Annotated in this window: 23 protein-coding genes and 1 tRNA gene; 22 read left to right on the top strand and 2 right to left on the bottom strand. The window is 59.0% G+C overall.

Going from position 1 to position 17949, the window contains the following annotated elements; translation table 11 throughout:
• The first annotated feature begins 3 nt into the window (after nt 1–3).
• The 15 genes from E3Z29_RS15585 (at nt 4) to E3Z29_RS15525 (ending at nt 9412) form a co-directional block, all read left to right on the top strand.
• Complete coding sequence (locus E3Z29_RS15585) at nt 4–933, top strand: DNA cytosine methyltransferase (RefSeq protein WP_134786213.1); 930 nt, start codon at nt 4–6, stop codon at nt 931–933.
• 55 nt (nt 934–988) lie between these two features.
• A complete protein-coding gene (locus E3Z29_RS15580; RefSeq protein WP_134786212.1) occupies nt 989–1576 on the top strand; it encodes a hypothetical protein in 588 nt (195 codons plus the stop codon).
• A gap of 11 nt (nt 1577–1587) precedes the next feature.
• On the top strand, nt 1588–2298 hold the full coding sequence (locus E3Z29_RS29655; protein ID WP_256662002.1) for a hypothetical protein: 711 nt from the start codon (nt 1588–1590) through the stop codon (nt 2296–2298).
• A gap of 51 nt (nt 2299–2349) precedes the next feature.
• Nucleotides 2350–2673, top strand: a complete 324-nt coding sequence (locus tag E3Z29_RS15570) for a hypothetical protein (RefSeq protein ID WP_134786211.1) — start codon at nt 2350–2352, stop codon at nt 2671–2673.
• Nucleotides 2670–3350 (top strand): hypothetical protein, encoded by a 681-nt coding sequence (locus E3Z29_RS15565; protein WP_134786210.1) that lies wholly within the window; start codon nt 2670–2672, stop codon nt 3348–3350. Before E3Z29_RS15570 ends, E3Z29_RS15565 begins: the two co-directional genes overlap by 4 nt.
• A 73-nt stretch (nt 3351–3423) precedes the next feature.
• Nucleotides 3424–3798: a hypothetical protein gene (locus tag E3Z29_RS15560; protein WP_134786209.1), complete on the top strand. Its 375-nt coding sequence runs from the start codon at nt 3424–3426 to the stop codon at nt 3796–3798.
• A gap of 49 nt (nt 3799–3847) precedes the next feature.
• Complete coding sequence (locus E3Z29_RS15555) at nt 3848–5128, top strand: site-specific DNA-methyltransferase (protein ID WP_134786208.1); 1281 nt, start codon at nt 3848–3850, stop codon at nt 5126–5128.
• A gap of 52 nt (nt 5129–5180) precedes the next feature.
• Entirely contained in the window at nt 5181–5792 is a 612-nt protein-coding gene (locus tag E3Z29_RS15550; RefSeq protein ID WP_134786207.1) for a hypothetical protein, read from the top strand.
• 30 nt (nt 5793–5822) lie between these two features.
• The gene (locus E3Z29_RS29420; protein ID WP_167734128.1) at nt 5823–5978 is read left to right on the top strand and encodes a hypothetical protein; all 156 of its coding nucleotides are present in this window, start codon (nt 5823–5825) and stop codon (nt 5976–5978) included.
• Between the two features lie 35 nt (nt 5979–6013).
• Nucleotides 6014–6256 carry a DUF4224 domain-containing protein gene (locus E3Z29_RS15545; protein WP_134786206.1) on the top strand — a complete coding sequence of 81 codons (243 nt, stop codon included), beginning with the start codon at nt 6014–6016 and terminating at the stop codon, nt 6254–6256.
• 1 nt (nt 6257) lies between these two features.
• Entirely contained in the window at nt 6258–7307 is a 1050-nt protein-coding gene (locus tag E3Z29_RS15540; RefSeq protein ID WP_134786205.1) for a tyrosine-type recombinase/integrase, read from the top strand.
• Nucleotides 7308–7360: 53 nt separating this feature from the next.
• Nucleotides 7361–7491, top strand: a tRNA-Ser gene (locus tag E3Z29_RS29415).
• A 177-nt stretch (nt 7492–7668) separates the two neighbouring features.
• Entirely contained in the window at nt 7669–7890 is a 222-nt protein-coding gene (locus E3Z29_RS15535; RefSeq protein ID WP_098963790.1) for a hypothetical protein, read from the top strand.
• A 164-nt stretch (nt 7891–8054) separates the two neighbouring features.
• The gene (gene sseB / locus E3Z29_RS15530; protein ID WP_134786204.1) at nt 8055–8855 is read left to right on the top strand and encodes an enhanced serine sensitivity protein SseB; all 801 of its coding nucleotides are present in this window, start codon (nt 8055–8057) and stop codon (nt 8853–8855) included.
• A gap of 11 nt (nt 8856–8866) precedes the next feature.
• Nucleotides 8867–9412: an NADAR family protein gene (locus E3Z29_RS15525; RefSeq protein ID WP_134786203.1), complete on the top strand. Its 546-nt coding sequence runs from the start codon at nt 8867–8869 to the stop codon at nt 9410–9412.
• An 824-nt stretch (nt 9413–10236) separates the two neighbouring features.
• Here E3Z29_RS15525 and E3Z29_RS15520 read toward each other — a convergent pair.
• Together E3Z29_RS15520 and E3Z29_RS15515 are read right to left on the bottom strand one after the other, a co-directional pair.
• Nucleotides 10237–10659, bottom strand: coding sequence for a hypothetical protein (locus E3Z29_RS15520; protein WP_098963787.1), 423 nt, complete (start codon nt 10657–10659; stop codon nt 10237–10239).
• A gap of 119 nt (nt 10660–10778) precedes the next feature.
• On the bottom strand, nt 10779–11210 hold the full coding sequence (locus tag E3Z29_RS15515; RefSeq protein WP_098963786.1) for a VOC family protein: 432 nt from the start codon (nt 11208–11210) through the stop codon (nt 10779–10781).
• Between the two features lie 382 nt (nt 11211–11592).
• Here E3Z29_RS15515 and E3Z29_RS15510 point away from each other — a divergent pair, with 382 nt between their 5' ends.
• The 7 genes from E3Z29_RS15510 (at nt 11593) to E3Z29_RS15480 (ending at nt 17885) form a co-directional block, all read left to right on the top strand.
• Nucleotides 11593–12582, top strand: coding sequence for an aldo/keto reductase (locus E3Z29_RS15510; RefSeq protein ID WP_134786202.1), 990 nt, complete (start codon nt 11593–11595; stop codon nt 12580–12582).
• Entirely contained in the window at nt 12579–13169 is a 591-nt protein-coding gene (locus E3Z29_RS15505; protein WP_134786201.1) for a flavodoxin, read from the top strand. The genes E3Z29_RS15510 and E3Z29_RS15505 overlap by 4 nt, the downstream gene beginning before the upstream one ends.
• A 24-nt stretch (nt 13170–13193) precedes the next feature.
• Entirely contained in the window at nt 13194–14186 is a 993-nt protein-coding gene (locus tag E3Z29_RS15500) for an aldo/keto reductase (RefSeq protein WP_134786200.1), read from the top strand.
• 62 nt (nt 14187–14248) lie between these two features.
• Nucleotides 14249–14716 carry a cupin domain-containing protein gene (locus E3Z29_RS15495; protein ID WP_134786199.1) on the top strand — a complete coding sequence of 156 codons (468 nt, stop codon included), beginning with the start codon at nt 14249–14251 and terminating at the stop codon, nt 14714–14716.
• A gap of 229 nt (nt 14717–14945) precedes the next feature.
• A complete protein-coding gene (locus E3Z29_RS15490) occupies nt 14946–15719 on the top strand; it encodes a carboxymuconolactone decarboxylase family protein (protein ID WP_134786198.1) in 774 nt (257 codons plus the stop codon).
• A gap of 121 nt (nt 15720–15840) precedes the next feature.
• The gene (locus tag E3Z29_RS15485) at nt 15841–16785 is read left to right on the top strand and encodes an alpha/beta fold hydrolase (protein ID WP_171061861.1); all 945 of its coding nucleotides are present in this window, start codon (nt 15841–15843) and stop codon (nt 16783–16785) included.
• Between the two features lie 47 nt (nt 16786–16832).
• Nucleotides 16833–17885: an alpha/beta hydrolase gene (locus E3Z29_RS15480; protein WP_134786196.1), complete on the top strand. Its 1053-nt coding sequence runs from the start codon at nt 16833–16835 to the stop codon at nt 17883–17885.
• The last annotated feature ends 64 nt before the right edge of the window (nt 17886–17949 follow it).

Here is a 17949-nt window from a genome sequence, read left to right as displayed (position 1 = left end):
ACAATGAATGAGCTGGCTCTTTTCGCAGGCTCTGGTGGCGGAATACTCGGAGGCCACCTCCTCGGCTGGCGCACCGTCTGCGCAGTTGAGCGTGATGCCTACTCAGCACAAGTTCTGGCGCAACGACAAAACGATGGAGCCCTCCCAACTTTCCCGATTTGGTCTGACGTGTGCAGTTTTGACGGAACACCATGGCGCGGCCTTGTTGACGTGGTTTCTGGCGGATTCCCGTGTCAGGACATATCAGCTGCCGGGAATGGCGCCGGCATCGATGGCGCCCGGTCTGGGCTCTGGCGTGAAATGGCGAGAATCATCGGCGAAGTACGACCTGGACAGGTCTACCTGGAGAACTCACCACTGCTTGTGGGAAGAGGACTTGCCGTGGTCCTCGGTGACCTTGCCGAAATGGGGTATGACGCGCAGTGGTGCATTGTTTCAGCATCCGACTGCGGAGCGCCCCATCAGCGGGACAGGATATGGCTTGTTGCCAACGCCGTTAGCGGGAGACAGCCGGCGCGGGGATTGTCCGTCGGAACGCAAGCGGCGATCACCGAGTCTCGTCTCGGCAGCGCGACTATGGCCCACGCCGACTTCGACGGAATGCAGCGGCGGATCGCAGAGTGTCCACAAACGGAAAGCTGGCGGCCACCACATTCGGTTGAGGGATGCTGTCCACACTTGGCCGACGCCCGTGGCGAGCATGGCGAAAGGGTCTTCGCCGGCGGCGCTGACACGCAAGTCCGGAGCCGACCGATCGAACGATCGGCTGGATCACGCGGTGATGGCTTCAGACGGTGGCCAGCTGAACCCGGAATGGGTCGAGTGGCTGATGGGGTGGCCCATCGGGTGGACCGAATTAAAGCCCTTGGCAATGGACAGGTTCCGCGAGTGGCAGCAACAGCATTCACCATCCTCTCGACCGACAACGAATAACGCCGCATAACCCACCCTCCACCGCCCGGGCATGCCCCGGCATAGGACGCCATCCATGCTGAACATCTTCTGGCGAATCCTCGCCGAGGTACTCGCGCGCCCGGCAATCGCCGACTGGCTCATCGCCCGCGCCAAGCTCACCCCGTACCAGCACATCATGTCCGCCGACGGCACCGAGATGTACATGGGCCGCTGGTGGCTGTTCAACCCGTACAGCCGGGTGACGCACAAGGCGAGGTTCTGGTGGTGCCCGTGGTCGTTCCGGATCCACCACATCCTGCGGCCGGATGAAGATCGGGATCTTCATGATCACCCTTGGAACGCCCGGACAATCATCCTGCGCGGCTGGTACATGGAGCAGCGCCCGGCCAGTGAGAAATTCAAGAACTCGGTCAGGGCGAGAATGGTTGCCGAGCCCGATCAGAAATGGACCGTTTGGTTTATGAGTGGCGCCTGTCTGCGGATTAGACGCAACAAAGGCGACACCGCCCGCCTCAACCACGGCGAATACCACCGCATCGACCAGGTATCCCCCGGCGGCGTCTTCACTCTCTTCATCACCAGCAAGTGGCGCGGTGACTGGGGATTCCTCGTAAACGGCGTGAAGGTGCCTTGGCGCACCTACACCGGTACCGACAACTGATTGGAGATTGCATGATGCGCAACATACAAACGCGTGAAGGCTTCGAGTTCTGGGACAAACTGAATTCCCTGCCGCGCTACGCCTTCCTCCTTTCGCCATCCGGTAAGTCGGTGCAGAAGTTCGAAGACCAGGCCATGGGCAACTGGATCGACGTGCACGAAGCGCAGAAGATCGTTGACCAAGCTCAGGACGAGATCAATCAGTTCCGCGCCGAGCATGACGCCCTGCAGCAGCGGCTGAACGCAGCGGATCAACTGATCTCCGAGCAAAGAGTCGCGCTGATGCGAATTCACGACCGCGCTGAAGCCTTTGCCGAAGATGGATGCAGTATGCGGGTCGCCTCCGTTGAGGTGATCAGGGATATCGCGACCAGGGCGCTCGGCACGGACGGCAAGCCACCGACCTACAAGCCAGGCCTCTACGCCGTGCGCCACATCGACAACTGGGATGGCCAGCGCGATGTCGTGCTGACTTTCGCCATGCTGGACGCCGATGGCAAATGGACTGAAAAAGAAACCGGCGAGCCCCTGCTGACGTACAACGGGGACAAGGTTCTCACGGCGTGGCCGCTTGACTGCCCCGATGCGCCTGCGCCCCAGATTATCGGCGTTCCGCGCAACTGGCTGGAAGACTGGGCGCTTGAACTTGTCGAAGCCGCGCAGGACGGCGGCCAGATGTCGAACCAAGTCGAACACCTCCTCGAAATTCACGCAAAGCCATAACTCCCTCCCCCTTCAAAGTCAGCCGCTATAGCGGCAAGGACGAGCTCGCCCATGGAAACGATAAAACTGATTCAGCCGGCACCGGTTGTGCGCGATGAAAACGGGATGTACCAGCACCCAGAAATGCCCGACTTCGACGAAGGTGACGGCGACAAGTGCAAGGCCTGGATCGCCGAGCAAGGTCTTCAAGTTGGCATGGTCAGCCTGGAGTTCGCAGAACCAGCAATTGCCGACCGCTACTTCGAATCCCACGATCCGGATTGCAGCTACTGGGAGCCGGATCGTCCTGATGGCGAAGGCTGGTTCTGCCTCGCCATTCACGATACTGACGACGGCCCTGTCTGCTGGTGGGCACGCCGCGAGGTGACGCCATGACCGCAATCAAGGAACGGCCCATCCTGTTCTCGGCACCGATGGTGCGCGCCATCCTGGAAGGCCGGAAGACGGTCACGCGGCGGCCGGTGAAGGGATTTCAGATTCCAACCGAGGACACCTCAATTCCTGAGGGCGAACGCCATCGATGGAGTGGAACCGCCCAGCGCGATCCGCGTTACGGCTTCTGCGTGTTCGGAGCGACTGAAGCGGAGTGCGCCAAGGAGCTGGAAGAGTTTGCGCCTTGTCCGTACGGCAAGCCCGGCGACCGACTGTATGTCCGCGAGACTTTCAATCGCACCAACCCTGGCGGCGCAGAAGGCGTTTATTACTACCGCGCTGACGGGGAGTTTCCGAAATGCATCGGCGGTGGGAAGTTCACCGATGACGAGTCATGGAAGCCTTCGATTCACATGCCGCGGGCAGCAAGCCGCATCCTGCTGGAGATCACCGACGTCCGCGTCGAACGCTTGAAGGACATCAGCGAGCAACAGGCTTTGGCCGAGGGCATCTACAGCGACCCAGCTGTTAACGGCATGTACACCTACGACGGTGACCACTACACCAGCAAATCCGATGGGCCGGACCGAGCTTTCGCCGAGCTCTGGAACACCACAGGCGGCGACTGGGACGCCAACCCATGGGTTTGGTGCGTGAACTTCAAACGGGTGACGCCATGATCCTTTCCTGCATGGCCGGCTGCACCCTCTTCTTCTGGCTTCCATTGGTCCTGACCATAAAGGCGGTGATCGGATGAGCAAGCGAGCGATTCACCTTTACTCGTGGGACGGCGGCACCGAGGCCGATCAGGATCCGCCGGATCACGTTTACTGCGGCACCGATGGCAGCATGACCGACGACCAGCTCACCAATGACTGGCGTCACGTCACCTGCAAGCGCTGCCTGAAGATTCGGGAAAAGGAACTGGCCGCGCGGGCGGCGGACGATCGAGACCAGAAGGTCAAGCTGTTCGACGAAGCCCAGGCCATCACGATCACGCTCGGTCACCGAAATATCTCAACAGCCATCAAGGCTTTGATCAGGGAGCGCGACCAGCTCAAGGCTGAGCGCGACAACCTGCGCGAAGATCGCGACGGCCTACTCGAAGCAGGAGCGCACCTACTATGATCTTCGCCCCGCTCTACATGGCCTACCTCATCTACAAGGGGCCGTGGCGATGAACAGTTACCAGATCCTGATTGGCGACTGTGTGGAGCTGCTGCGGCGGATGCCCGATTGCAGCGTCGACAGCGTCGTGACAGACCCGCCCTATGGCATCAGATTCATGGGCAAAAGCTGGGATGGCCAGGACATTGAGGACCGCGCCGCGTACCGGGCTAGCATGCCTTCACACGCTAGCGCTTGTGGGCCGAATGGCGGTCATCGCTCGATCGCGGCCGAGGCCGGCAAGTACGACCTGACGCCCGATGGTATGCGGGCCTTTCAGGCTTTCACGCTTGAATGGGCCACAGAGTGTCTGCGCGTTCTCAAGCCAGGCGGTCACCTGCTGTCGTTCGCCGCAGCCCGGACCTACCACCACATGGCCGTAGGCATTGAAATGGCCGGGTTCGAAATCCGCGACCAGATCATGTGGGTTTTCGGCTCAGGCTTCCCGAAGTCGCATAACCTCAAGGGCGAGCATGAAGGATGGGGCACCGCGCTGAAGCCAGCGCACGAACCCATCTGCATGGCCCGCAAGCCGTTCCCCGGTACAGTTGCGGCCAATGTCGTCACGCACGGCACCGGGGCCTTGAACATTGACGCCTGCCGGATTCACGGCGCCGATGCGCAAGCCGCCGAGTACACCCAGAAGCGGATGGCGCCCGGCCACGTGGTCAACGACACCGGCGCCTGGAAACAGGACGCGCAGTTCACCGGCACGCTCAAGGCTGGCCGCTGGCCGGCGAACCTTATCCACGATGGAAGCCCTGGGGTGGTGGCGATGTTCCCTGCCGAGGCAGGCGCCGCATCGCGTGTTCGCGGCACAGAGGCGAGTGCAGCGAGTGCTGGGCTCATCACTGGGCGCCGCGACAGGGTCGAGGGTGCCTTTCACGGCGACAGCGGCAGCGCCGCCCGTTTCTTCTACTGCGCCAAGACCAGTCGCACCGATCGGCACGAGGGTCTGACCAACCCCGGCCCGCAGTTCACTCGCGGCACCACCCTGCGCAAGGTCGAGAACACCGCGACGACGGGGAACTCTCACCCTACCGTCAAGCCGACTGAACTGATGGCCTACTTGCTGCGCCTGATCACTCCGGTCGGAGGCGTTGCGCTTGATCCCTTCATGGGTTCCGGCAGTACCGGCAAGGCGGCAATGCGAGAAGGCTTCCAGTTCATCGGCTGCGAGATCGACGAGCAGTACGCAGCGATCGCCCGGGCACGCATCGATCACGAAGTGAACCGCCAGCAAGAGCTCCAAGCCGAATCCGACCAGCTCGACCTGTTCGGCACCGCGTAACCCCTCCCCCCTAGTAAACAGCCTGCCGGTGTACGGCGGGCGAGGAATCCCCGTGCTCACAATTGAAGAACAAATTGCGATCCTCACCGCTCCGCCTGCCCCAGCGATCGAGGTTGTTACCGTGCCCCGTGCGTTGGCGGAGCAAAGCCTGACGGCGCTTGAACAATCGGGCGCTAGCGCCTGTGACATCATCGATCTGCGCGGCATCCTTGCCGAGCCTACGTTGCAGCTCTGGGCAATTCACAGCCCAGGCCCGGGAGAAGAATACCCCTGCATGGACAGGGAAGATGCAGAGCGGCGGGCAAAAGAAATCCGCGACTGCGGTGACCAGATGAAAGCCGAGCGTATTGCGCGTGGCGAAAGCGTCGAGATGTGGACCGACTGGATTACGAACCTGATCCCGTCACCTTGGAAGCCAGCCGAGCACTTCGAGATCATGGCTCAGGAGTGGATGGATGACGCTGACCACCTGCGCCAGCACGCCCTAAAGCTGACTTCCGAGCGCGACGAGTTGCTGGCCGATCTGCGCGAGGCAGCCGCCACCCTGCGTCGATACGAGCAGCTGCACCGCGACAAAGGCACTGAAGAGAGCAAGGCGAAGGCCGAGGTAAATGCCGGACTCGCCGCGCGCTTCGAGCAAACCATCGCGAAAGCCACTCAGTAACCTCCGCCCACCCGGGCAAGGAAGTGCGCCATGACCATCACGAAGATCATCAAGGGCCCGCACCGCTTCGGCGGCTTCTGGTGGGTCGTCGCCGACTGCAACGGCATCACCCAGCACATGTCCTTCCGCACCGAACAACAGGCTCGCGCCATCGCCCCAGGGCAGGACAGCGTGACCCTTCATTAAAACCTTCTGCCGCCGCCGGCGGCGTGGAGAATCCCATGGAAACCGAAATCCTCTCCGACGAGGAATTGGCCGAACTCACCGGCTACAAGGCCAGGGCCTACCAACGCCGCTGGCTGATGGATCGCCAGTGGGTGTTCGTCGAAAGCCGTGGCAAGCGCCCGCTGGTTGGCCGCATGTACGCCCGCATGAAGCTGGGCATGATCAGCCCTACCATTGCCGACCCGAACCCGCCACCGGCCGCGCCGGCATGGACGCCAGACTTTTCGCGAGTGAACTGATATGCGCCCCCGCAAGACCGAGCACCACCACCTGCCCCCACGGATGTACAAACGATCCCGCAAACGGAAGAACGGAACCACCTGGACGGCCTACTACTACCGCGATCTGCTCGGAAAAGACATACCGCTGGGCAAGGATCTCGACAAAGCCCGGTTGAAATGGGCCGAGCTGGAAGCCAAGGAAAAGCCGCTCGACCTGCGCACCATGAAAGGCATCTTCGATCGGTACATCCGCGACGTGGTGCCCAAGAAGGCGCCGCGCACGCAGAAGGACAACTTGGCAGAGATCAAACAGCTGCGACCGATGTTTGACAGCGCGCCGATTGACTCGATCACTCCGGCGACGATTGCCGGATATCGTGATGCGCGATCGGCAAAGGTTCGGGCGAACCGCGAAATCGCTACCCTCTCCCATATTTTCAACATTGCCCGGGAGTGGGGCCTGACGACGAAGGAAAACCCCTGCCAGGGTGTGCGCAAGAACAAGGAAACGCCGAGGGACTATTACGCGAATGACGTGGTTTGGGAGGCGGTGTACAAGAAGGCAGCTCAAGAGCTGAAAGAAGCGATGGACCTGGCATATCTGACCGGTCAGAGGCCGGCAGACGTGCTGGTCATGAGGAAGGATGATGTTGAAGGCGGGTATCTGACCGTTCAGCAAAACAAGACTCAAAAGAAGCTTCGAATCCAGATCACGACCGGCGGGGAATCAAACAGCCTGGGCAAGCTGATCGCAGCAATCACAGAGCGAAATGCCCAACACGTTTCGAGTTACCTGATCATCAACCGGAGCGGTAAGCGGATGACGGCCACGATGCTCAGGAAGCGCTGGGACGCGGCGCGCGAAAAAGCAAAACAGGAGGCTTTCGAACAGGGTGATGAACTGTTGGCCAGCAGGATCGGAGAGTTCCAGTTCCGCGACATTCGACCGAAGGCAGCGTCGGAGATCAGTGATGTGGGCGACGCAAGCCTGTTGCTCGGGCACACGAAAGGCGACATCACCGAGCGGGTTTACCGTCGCGTCGGGGCCATTGCGAAGCCATCGAAATAGGCGAAAAATGCGTTCCATAACTCAAGAGGCGCCCCTTATAGAATGCGGTCTGTGGGGGTGCTGAAAATCGAAAGTAATGGAACGAAAAACAGCTACATATAGCAGCCCGTTTGAATCTATTCAACGGTCTTGAAAACCGTCGACTGTAACAGGTCCATGAGTTCGAATCCCATCGCCTCCGCCATCTTATGTACGACAAAGCCCTGATTATTCAGGGCTTTGTCGTTTCTGGGGGTTGAGGAAATCAATCGGCCGTCTCGTTTGGCACGGAAGCGTTCTCTGGGAGGCGTAAATGCCCTCCCGCCAAGCTTAACCAGCAAATAAAGGTCTGCCGAATCAAGCGGCATACGGAAAAACACGGATGACTTCTTTCAGAAATGCTGGTTTCTGGGGCAAAGTTTGGGCTTGTGCCTGGGTAATGTTCCTGCTGCTGAGTTCCGGCGATTCCGGCGCTAACTGGATGGATACAAGCTCATCCGGCCGCAAGCGCGTCTTCAGTCCTGGCTTTCTCGTGCTGTGCGTTTTTGTAGCTGTGATTGAGTTGATACTGCTCAACCACTTCTACGGTGCGCAAATGAACTGAAGACGAGATAGAGCATTCTTTCCACGCGGCTCGGCGTCATCACGCGGTGTTGCCTTCCTGATGCGGCAGATTTATCAGGCTTCAGTTCTTCCTGTTTTCACAGCAGCGTGAAAAACTGCGCGTTCTTTGTCACCCACTTTTTGCCTGCATTGATGGAACGGCCGATGGACATCATGGATACCCAGCAAGAAAACACCCTCGAAAAGTCACTCAGACTGGCGGCGGATGAACCCGCCCACCGACCTGATTTTTTCAAGACGCTGCTGAATTCGGAAATCTACGTCCTTGGCACCGCCGGCACTGGCGAAGGGCAAGTCAACCTTGAGGCAGGCAGCAACATCAGCATTGCGCACTGGCAAAAGCCCGACGGCTCCGCGGTCATCCCGTTTTTCACTTCGTTGCATACACTACAAAGATCCATAAACAGCGAGGAGTCCTATATAGAGATCCCGGCCAGATCGCTGTTTCAAATCACGCTGGGCACTCCTCTTTTCCTCAATCCGAAGTCTCCTTACGGGAAAGAATTTTTCCCCGAGGAAGTGCGCTACCTGCTCTCCGATGAGATCGGCCAGGGACCGGTGCAGCGCACGGTCGAAAAGGACACTCAGGTACTGCTCGGACAGCCGTCGCAATATCCCTCGAAGATGGTCAATTCGCTCAAGCAACTACTCGCCAGACATCGCAATGTGAAGCGCGCGTTTCTGGCATTGATGCATGACGCTTCGTCTGACCAAAAGCCTCATCTGATCATCGGGATCGAAGCGGACGGCGATTTTGAACAGGTCATGCGCGAAGCGGGCAGCGTTGCCGCGGACTTGGCTCCGGATGGCGAACCCGTTGACCTGTACCGCGTTCATGACGCAGATTCAGGCCTTAGTGATTACTTGCTCAAGCAAACCACGCCCTTCTATGAACGGAAGTCGGCAGGCTGGCTGCGTTCATTGTTTGGTTTTGACAAAGCATGAAGGAAGTCCAATTGCACGACTCCAAATATCTGGAAGACCTCCGCTCCCGCTTCAACGCTGGAGAGGAGCTGAACTATGTCTTTTTCTGGGGACACCAGCGAAGCAGGCACGGAGTCAGCGCTTCGTGCTTCAGCCAGTGGTTCGAAGCCGAATTTGTTGTCGACGGGCAACGCTACGCGACTGCCGAACATTTCATGATGGCAGAGAAAGCAGCCTTGTTCGGCGATCAGGACATTCGCGCTCAAGTGCTACGGGCGCCTACGCCCAACGCGGCCAAGGCGCTTGGCCGCAACGTGCGTGGATTCAACGAACACGATTGGTTGCAACAACGGTATGCAATTGTCGTCCGAGCCAACCAGGCCAAGTTCTCGCAAAACCCGGAGTTGAACGCATTCCTCAAGAATACCGGTTCTCGCATCATCGTTGAGGCCAGCCCGGTTGACAGCATCTGGGGCATCGGACTCGCCCAGGATCACGTAAACGCGAATAACCCCAACCTGTGGCAAGGTCTGAATCTGCTGGGGTTCGCGCTGATGCAGGTCCGCGACGAAACATGATTCGCCCACGTCGCAGTGGCGAACACCGCGACGGGCGTACCGCACAGAAGCCGGGCAACTTACGCGACCGCCCTCTCGTGCTCGCTTTTCCTTCGGGACGCTCAAACAATGAATGGGGGCGGACGCAGTTCCTGACGCGAAGAGTGCACCCTTTAACCAAACAGCAGAGCCACATCACATGCATTTCGTCCGCCACGGAGAGTACCTTGCCGCTTCACGTATTACTGGGCCTCGGCATAATCTCCTGCAACTGCGCCTAGGAGTTGGTGAGCAGCATGAGCCGATCTGTGAGTGTCTCCCGCCGCAGGGGGCATGTAATCACGAACCATTAGTTGAGGCTGTTATCGTTGCAAGCGTACTCGAAGGAACATCGGAGGCGAATCGACGCTTTGGCACCTCACATATCGTTACCCACATCCGGTACGCCCGAAATGACACCAAGCCTGAAGTAGTCTATGGCCTCTTGGCTCTCAAAATACTTGAGCAGTTGCATGTCGGCGGCACATTCGTTGAGGGCAGCAATACTACTTAGTCCTTACCTCAAGCAGACTTCTGGGCAGGTAGTTAAGAGGACTAGTACAGCGCGGCCCTAGAGTGGAGTTGCATTGAGTCGTCCCCAATTTCAGAGAGCCTCTCAGGCCTCAAGGATGTCTATCAAGATACTGTGAGAATGTCAGCTTGTGGCCGATTGCTGCCGTTCGCGACCGTCGGCTTTCGGCCAATAGCGGCCAGTCATCAAAGCCCCAAAAATGTCCCAAGGCGAATATCTAGTCACGCCAATCGGGCCCGTCATTGTGAGCAAGGCTAGAGGTTTCAACCATTTGCTAGCCGGAGGTAATCGCAAATAGATTTTTGCACAAATAGGCATCCTCTCTTGGGATGAAATCTTCGGGGCTTTCATTGCAGGAAAAAGCTTCGAAAACGTGGTTAATAATTTTTTTTGCTTGGTCCGTAGTAAGGACACGAATGTCTATCAGGTCAAGAAGAGCATCGGCTATCTCGTTTAAACTAATGCAGTATTCTTCAGCGGCAACCCTAAGCAGCGCTCGCATCTCCCTATATCTACTACCTGAATCTACATTGTTTTTCAGAAATTCAAGTGGCTCTTCCAGAATTTCAAAAGGATAAATCTTTTGATACCTGTCGCAGTATTCTATAAGGATCCGCCTAACCTTCACGCCATCAAATTTTTGAGAGCTAGCCCCTAACAGTGCATTAATTTTCGTATTAGCTATCCAGCTTTTCATCGCGAAATTTACCTTGCTTAGCGCTTATTTAAGGGACGTCGACTGGCGGATCTTGGCCGATTGCTGTCTGTCGTGAAGGGCTGCACCGGCACAAAGCTGACGGTAGGCTTTGCTCAGTTTCAGATTGAGCAAGCCGGTCTCTCCCCCAACCGCTCTACCAACCTTACGAGATAACCGTCGGGATCCTGGACGATGAATTCGCGCTGGCCTACTTCTACATTATCAGCCCGATACCAGGTGTCTTTGCATTCTCGATAGAGTGGAAATCCAGCCAGATCAAGTTTTTGGATGATGGGTGCGACAGCCTCAACATCAATCTGTAGGTTAATGCCCCTTCCAAACGGCTTAATCAACGGCGCAGCAAGCCATTGTCCCGCGTCCGAATCAATCTGCTCAAGCATCACTTGAGCACCATTCAAATCAAGGTATGCAAATCCGTCTTCCGGGCGTTGATAAGCTATTTTAAACCCTAAGCAAGAAACCCAAAAAGCTAGGCTACTATCCAGGTTGGTGACCATTAACTCCGGAACCAGTTTGTTACGCTCGAACATGAGATGACTTCCATTTCAAAATGCTAATTCGTGCAGGCGGCAGGTTCTGCACTTATGGCTTCGACGCCGCGACGTGATCGTGGCGAGCCCGATGATGCATGTTCGGGTTGGAATTATCGAGTCGCGTTGAGTGGCAGCTTTTGGCCGAAAGCGGTCTCTCATGAGCGGCTGGGTTCGGCCAAAAGCGGACGGTCAAGAGAGTGTCAGATTTTTTGTGTGCGAGCGGTGATGGCCTACCGTGACTCAGGCTTTCATTCGGCAGTCGCCACCTCCCCTTTTCCGGGACTGATGAGCAAACCTCATCAAGCTTTGCCGATTTACCCGTCTAGTCCTCAGTCGTTAGCGCGCTTACTGTTCTTCCCATGCCCAATGGAAGATCAACATGCACAAACGCACACTCGGCAACAGTTCACTCGAAGTATCCGCCCTCGGCCTCGGCTGCATGGGTCTGAGCCATGGTTATGGCCCGGCCACGGATACCGAACAAGCCATCGCACTGATCCGCTCAGCCGTTGAGCGAGGCGTCACCTTCTTCGATACCGCCGAATTCTACGGCCCCTATATCAATGAGCAAGTAGTCGGCGAGGCGCTGGCGCCAGTTCGCGACCAGGTCGTGATCGCCACAAAATTCGGCTTCGCCGTCGGCGCCGACAATACAAAGCAGACTCTGGACAGCCGCCCCGAACGTATTCGAATAGCCGTCGAGGGCTCGTTGCGTCGTTTGAAGACCGACTACATCGACTTGCTCTACCAGCACCGCGTCGATCCGAACGTACCGATCGAAGACGTAGCCGGCGTAGTGAAGGACTTGATTGGCGAAGGCAAGGTCAAGCACTTCGGCCTGTCGGAGGCCGGTGCGCAGACCATTCGCCGTGCGCATGCGGTGCAGCCGATCACAGCGCTGCAAAGCGAGTACTCACTGTGGTGGCGCGAGCCCGAGCAGGAAATCCTGCCGACGCTTTGGGATCTGGGCATTGGCTTCGTGCCGTTCAGTCCGCTGGGGAAGGGGTTTCTCACTGGCACGGTGACGGCTGAGACCACTTACGGCAGCGACGATTTCCGCAGCATCGTCCCGCGTTTCAGCCAATCGGCGCTCCAGGCCAATCAGGCGCTGGTGGTGTTGGTCCGTCAGATAGCCGCGCAGAAACAAGCGACACCGGCGCAGATCGCGCTGGCCTGGCTGCTCGCGCAGGCACCGTGGATTGTGCCGATTCCGGGCACGACCAAACTGCATCGCTTGGAAGAAAACCTCGGCGGCGCGGAGATCACGCTCGATGCGGCCGAACTCAAAGCGATTGATACTGCGCTGGGGCAAGTCCGCATCGAAGGCGAGCGCTACCCCGAATCCCTCAAGGCGCGTGTCGGCCGATGAGTAACGATTACGATCCGCTGCGGCGCACGGTGATCGCCGCATTGGCCAGCGCGCCACTGCTGTCGCTTGCCGACACGCAGAGTGCCGGTGAAACACCGCGTTCTGGCTCGCGCATTCTGGTCGCGTATTTTTCGCGCTCGGGCAATACCCGTGTAGTTGCCGGGCTGATCCAGCGTGGACTGGGTGCCGATCTGTTCGAGATTTGTCCGGCCCACGCTTACCCCGAGGACTATCTGCAAACCGTGGAGCAGGCCCGCCAGGAGCGTGACAGTGGCTTCGAGCCCGAGCTGCAGAACAAGGTTCATGCCCTCAGCGACTACGACACGATCTATCTCGGTTTTCCGATCTGGGGCGAAACCGCGCCGCCGGTCGTGCGCGCATTCCTCAGCGCCCACGACCTGACCGGCAAGACCCTCATCCCCTTCAACACCCACGGCGGTTACGGCTTGGGCAACAGCCGCAGTGTGCTGGTCAAGCACGCGCCGAAGGCCAAAGTGCTGGAAGGATTTGTGATGGAGGGTGAGCAGGAGCGCAAGACCATGGAACGCGTGAACGGCTGGCTGAACGATCACCCTCTCACGCATTAATCGAATTCTGTACGGAGTGACATCATGAAAAACCGCACGTTGGGCAATGGCCTGGAAGTGTCTGCATTGGGCCTTGGCTGCATGAGCATGACGTCGGCCTACGGGCCGGCAGCCGACCAAGCCAGCATGATCAAGCTGATTCGTTCGGCCCACGAGCAAGGCGTCACCTTGTTCGACACCGCCGAAGCGTATGGCCCGTTCGCCAATGAAGAGCTGCTGGGCGAGGCCTTGCAGCCGATCCGCGAGCAGGTCGTCATCGCCACCAAGTTCGGCTTCGATATCGACCCGATCACCGGCGCACGAGGCGGCGGCACCAATAGCCGGCCGGAGCGTATCCGCGCCGTCGCCGAGGCGTCATTGAAGCGCTTGCGTACCGATCACATCGACCTGTTTTATCAGCACCGCGTTGATCCGCAGGTGCCCATTGAAGACGTCGCCGGCACCATCAAGGAATTGATCACCGAGGGTAAGGTCAAGCATTTCGGCCTGTCTGAGGCAGGTGTGGAAACCATCCGCCGGGCCCACGCGGTACAACCGGTCACGGCGGTACAGAGCGAATACTCGCTGTTCTGGCGCGGCCCGGAACTGGAGCTGCTGGCGGTGCTGGAAGAACTGGGGATCGGCTTCGTACCGTTCAGCCCGCTGGGCGCCGGTTTTCTCACCGGTCAAATCGATGAGCACACGCAGTTCGACGCCAGCGACTTCCGCAACTTCGTCCCGCGTTTTTCCCCCGAAGCGCGCAAGGCCAACCTGGCGCTGGTCGATGTGGTGAAAGTCGTCGCTGAGCGTAAGCACGCGACACCTGCGCAAGTCGCGCTAGCCTGGTTGCTCGCACAAAAACCGTGGATTGTGCCGATCCCTGGCACGACCAAACCCCATCGACTGCAAGAGAATCTGGGCGCGGTCGAACTGCAATTGACCGGCGACGATCTGCGCGTGATCAACGAGCAGATCGCGCAGATTCAGGTGCACGGTGAACGCCTGCCGGAATCGGCACTGAAAATGACCGGACTCTGAGTCTGCCCAACGCGGCGCCACGGGCGGCGCCGCTTTTCTTGTCTGACCGGAGAACCAATCCGATGAACCGATTGATTGCGCCACTCGTTGCTTTGTCACTGATGGCGGCAGAGTCCCAGGCCGCCGGCGAAATCCGCATCACGCCAAACGGCGCGCAGCCCTCGGTCAAGGGCGCGGCGCAAAACTTTACCGGCACGGTGCGCGTTGATGGCCTGTTCAAAGGTGAACCGCCGGCGCGCATCGGCGGCGGCACAGTGACCTTCGAGCCGGGCGCACGCACGGCGTGGCACACCCATCCGCTGGGGCAAACGCTGATCGTCACTGCCGGCGTCGGCTATGTGCAGCAAGAGGGGGGCGCGCGTCAGGAGATCCGTCCGGGCGACAGTGTCTGGATTCCACCGAACACCCGTCACTGGCATGGCGCCACGGCCAGCAACGGCATGACCCACATCGCCATCGCTGAAGCCGAGGACGGCCAGACCGTCACTTGGGCAGAACAGGTCTCGGATGCGCAATACGCCGGTAAATGAAGTTACGGAATGTGTCGAAGGTGCGCTGCCGGCACGTTGGGGGCAATCGGCTAGTCGACGTCTAAGCCCCGAATCTGCGGGGTTGCGTCGGGATTTCTGCGATGACTGCTCCGTCGATTCATGAGTTCGGCTCAAGAACCCATGCGCAATATCAGGGTTAATCGCCATAACCAACCTCCGTACGATTCAGCGACACCGCAGCGCCCCGCAATGGATGGAGCCCTTCACGATGATCACTGACACCCGCAACAGCACTGCACTCCCTACACTCATGGCGCTCTGCCTTGGCGTCGGGGCGATGTTCAGCGTCACCACTCAAGCAGCCGAGGCTTCGCCCACCATGACCAGCACACCCGCCAGCGCAGCCAGCTTGTCGAGCCAGCAACAAGCCATTCCACTGATCGCGGCGTTCATGGCGACCAGCGACATGCCCAACCTCAACACGGCGCTCAACCAAGGGCTTGATGCCGGCCTGACCATTAGCGAAACCCGCGAAGTTCTCGTGCAGCTCTACGCCTACGTCGGCTTCCCGCGCAGCCTCAACGCCTTGAATGAATTGATGACCGTGGTGCAGGCGCGCAAACAACGCGGCCTTGACGATGCGCCGGGACGTGAGCCGAACCGGGCGATTCCGGTCGGGGATGAGCTATTGGCAGCGGGTATGGCGAATCAAACGAAAATCTCCGGCGCCCCGGTCAAAGGCCCGGTGTTCGAGTTCGCTCCGGTGATCAACCGGTTCCTGCAAACCCATCTGTTCGGCGACATTTTCGAGCGCGACAACCTCGACTGGCAAAGCCGCGAACTGGCGACAGTCGGGGCGCTGGCAGCGACCCCGGGCGTGGAATCGCAACTGCGTTCGCACATGGCGGCGAGCCTGCGCGTCGGGCTGAGTGCGGCACAGTTGCGCCAGGTCACCGAGCTGCTTGAAAAGCATGGCGATACACAGACTGCCAAGCGGGCAAGCGCAGCGCTGACCCTAGCGCTCGCACCAGCGGGGAAATGACATGAAATCTGCAAAGCATTTACTGAGCGTCACGCTGCTGAGCCTGTTGGCGGCCTGCGCGAACCACTCCGAAGGCCCGCTGCTGATCCAGAAACAAGGCAGCTTCGCCGCCGGCGGAACGATGATCACGGCACCGGGCACCTTCAACCCGCGCCAACCGATGACACCCAACGGCCAGACCTACCACGGGGACCACGCCTACGCCTTCTATCAAATCCCGGCGGACGCGCGAAAGCTGCCCATCGTCATGTGGCACGGCGCGGGTCAGTTTTCCAAGACCTGGGAAACCACCGCCGATGGTCGCGAGGGTTTTCAGAACATCTTTCTGCGCCGCCACTACGGCGTCTATCTGATCGATCAGCCCCGGCGTGGTGATGCCGGGCGCAGCATGGTCGAGACCACCATAAAGCCTGTGCCGGACGAACAACTGTGGTTCAACCAGTTCCGCATCGGGCTTTGGCCCCGCTACTTCAACGGCGTGCAAGTGGCACAGGACGCCCAGACCCGCGAGCAGTTTTTCAGGGCAATGACGCCGAACACCGGGCCGTTTGACATGGGCGTGGTCTCCGATGGTGTGTCGGCGCTGTTCGACAAAATCGGCCCCGGCATCCTGTTTACGCATTCTCAGGGTGGCGGGCCGGGCTGGTTGACGGCGATCAAGAACGACAAGGTCAAAGCCATCGTGGCGTTCGAACCGGGCAGCAGTTTCGTATTTGCTGACGGTGAAGTGCCGGCGCCGATTCCCAGCGCATTCGACACGGTGCAAGGCGCAGCGGTGCCGATGGAGCAATTCATGGCACTGACGCGCATTCCGATCCTGATCCTGTACGGCGACAACATCCCGGAACAGGCAGTCGATCTGCCCGCTCAGGACAGTTGGCGCGCACGCCTGAAAATGGCCCGGTTCTGGCGTGACGCGGTCAATCGCCATGGCGGTGATGTGCGATTGATACACCTGCCGGAGATTGGCATTCACGGCAATACCCATTTCCCCATGTCGGATCTGAACAACGTGCAGATCGCTGACCTGGTCGCGCAGTTCCTCAAAGAAAAACAGCTGGACTGACCCAAATACTTTTGCAACTGCCGCCTTTTTTTGCTCAGGAGCTTCACGTGAAGAACACTCTCAAAGCCACGTTCATGTCGGCATTGGTCGGCCTCTCGGCAGGCGAAGCCTTGGCCGCCGACTACAAGAAGAACCCGTTCACCCTCGCCTACGACGGCGCGATCACCCGCAACGAACCGGGCAAGGTCAACATTCACCCGGTCAGCTATAAGCTCAACGGTCTGGACATCGCCGCCAACGTCTACACTCCTGCCAACTACGACGCGAAGAAGAACTACCCGACCGTGGTGGTTGCGCATCCGAATGGCGGCGTAAAAGAGCAAGTCGCCGGTCTGTATGCCCAGCGCCTCGCCGAACAGGGCTACATCACCATCACGGCCGATGCGGCCTATCAGGGCGCCAGCGGTGGTCAGCCGCGCAGCATCGATAAACCGGCGTATCGCATCGAAGACATTCACGGCATGGCCGATTTCATCAGCCAGTTCGCTGGTGTGGATGACAATCGCCTGGGCCTGCTCGGCATTTGTGGCGGCGGTGGTGATTCGTTGGCGGCGGCGCAAACCGACAAACGCTTCAAATCCCTGGCGACGGTGAGCATATTCAACTCGGGTCGAGTACGCCGCAACGGCTACAACGACTCGCAAATGGACAGCATTCAGCAACGTTTGCAACAGGCATCAGTAGCGCGCGCGCAAGAGGCAGCGGGGGGCGCAGTGTTGTATTCGGGGGATGCCAACCTCACCGACGAGCAGATTGCCGAACTGCCTTTCGAACTGTATCGCCAAGGTTATGAGTACTACTGGAAAACCCACGCGCACCCGAACTCGACCTTCAAATACACCACCAGCAGCCTTATTGACCTTATGCGTTTCGACGCCACCGACCATATCGAGTTGATCAATCAACCCTTGCTGATGATCGCCGGCAGCAAGGCCGACAGCCTGTACATGACCCAGGATGCGTTCCCGAAAGCCATCGGCACCACTGACAAGGAAGTGTTCATCCTCGATGGCGCCACACACATCGAAACCTACTGGGTGCCGCGTTATGTCGATGCGGCGATCGGCAAACTGACGGATTTTTACGCACGCACCTTGTGATCAGCGCGCCAAGGGTCGCGCATCCGTGCGCGACCTGCTTTCATGGAATAATCACGCGCTCCTC

Origin of the sequence: Pseudomonas sp. S150, assembly GCF_004526365.1 — a bacterium.
GTDB classification, from domain to species: Bacteria; Pseudomonadota; Gammaproteobacteria; order Pseudomonadales; family Pseudomonadaceae; genus Aquipseudomonas; species Aquipseudomonas putida_A.
Note: the sequence above shows the minus strand (reverse complement) of the source record. Positions and strands in the feature narration are given on the sequence as shown.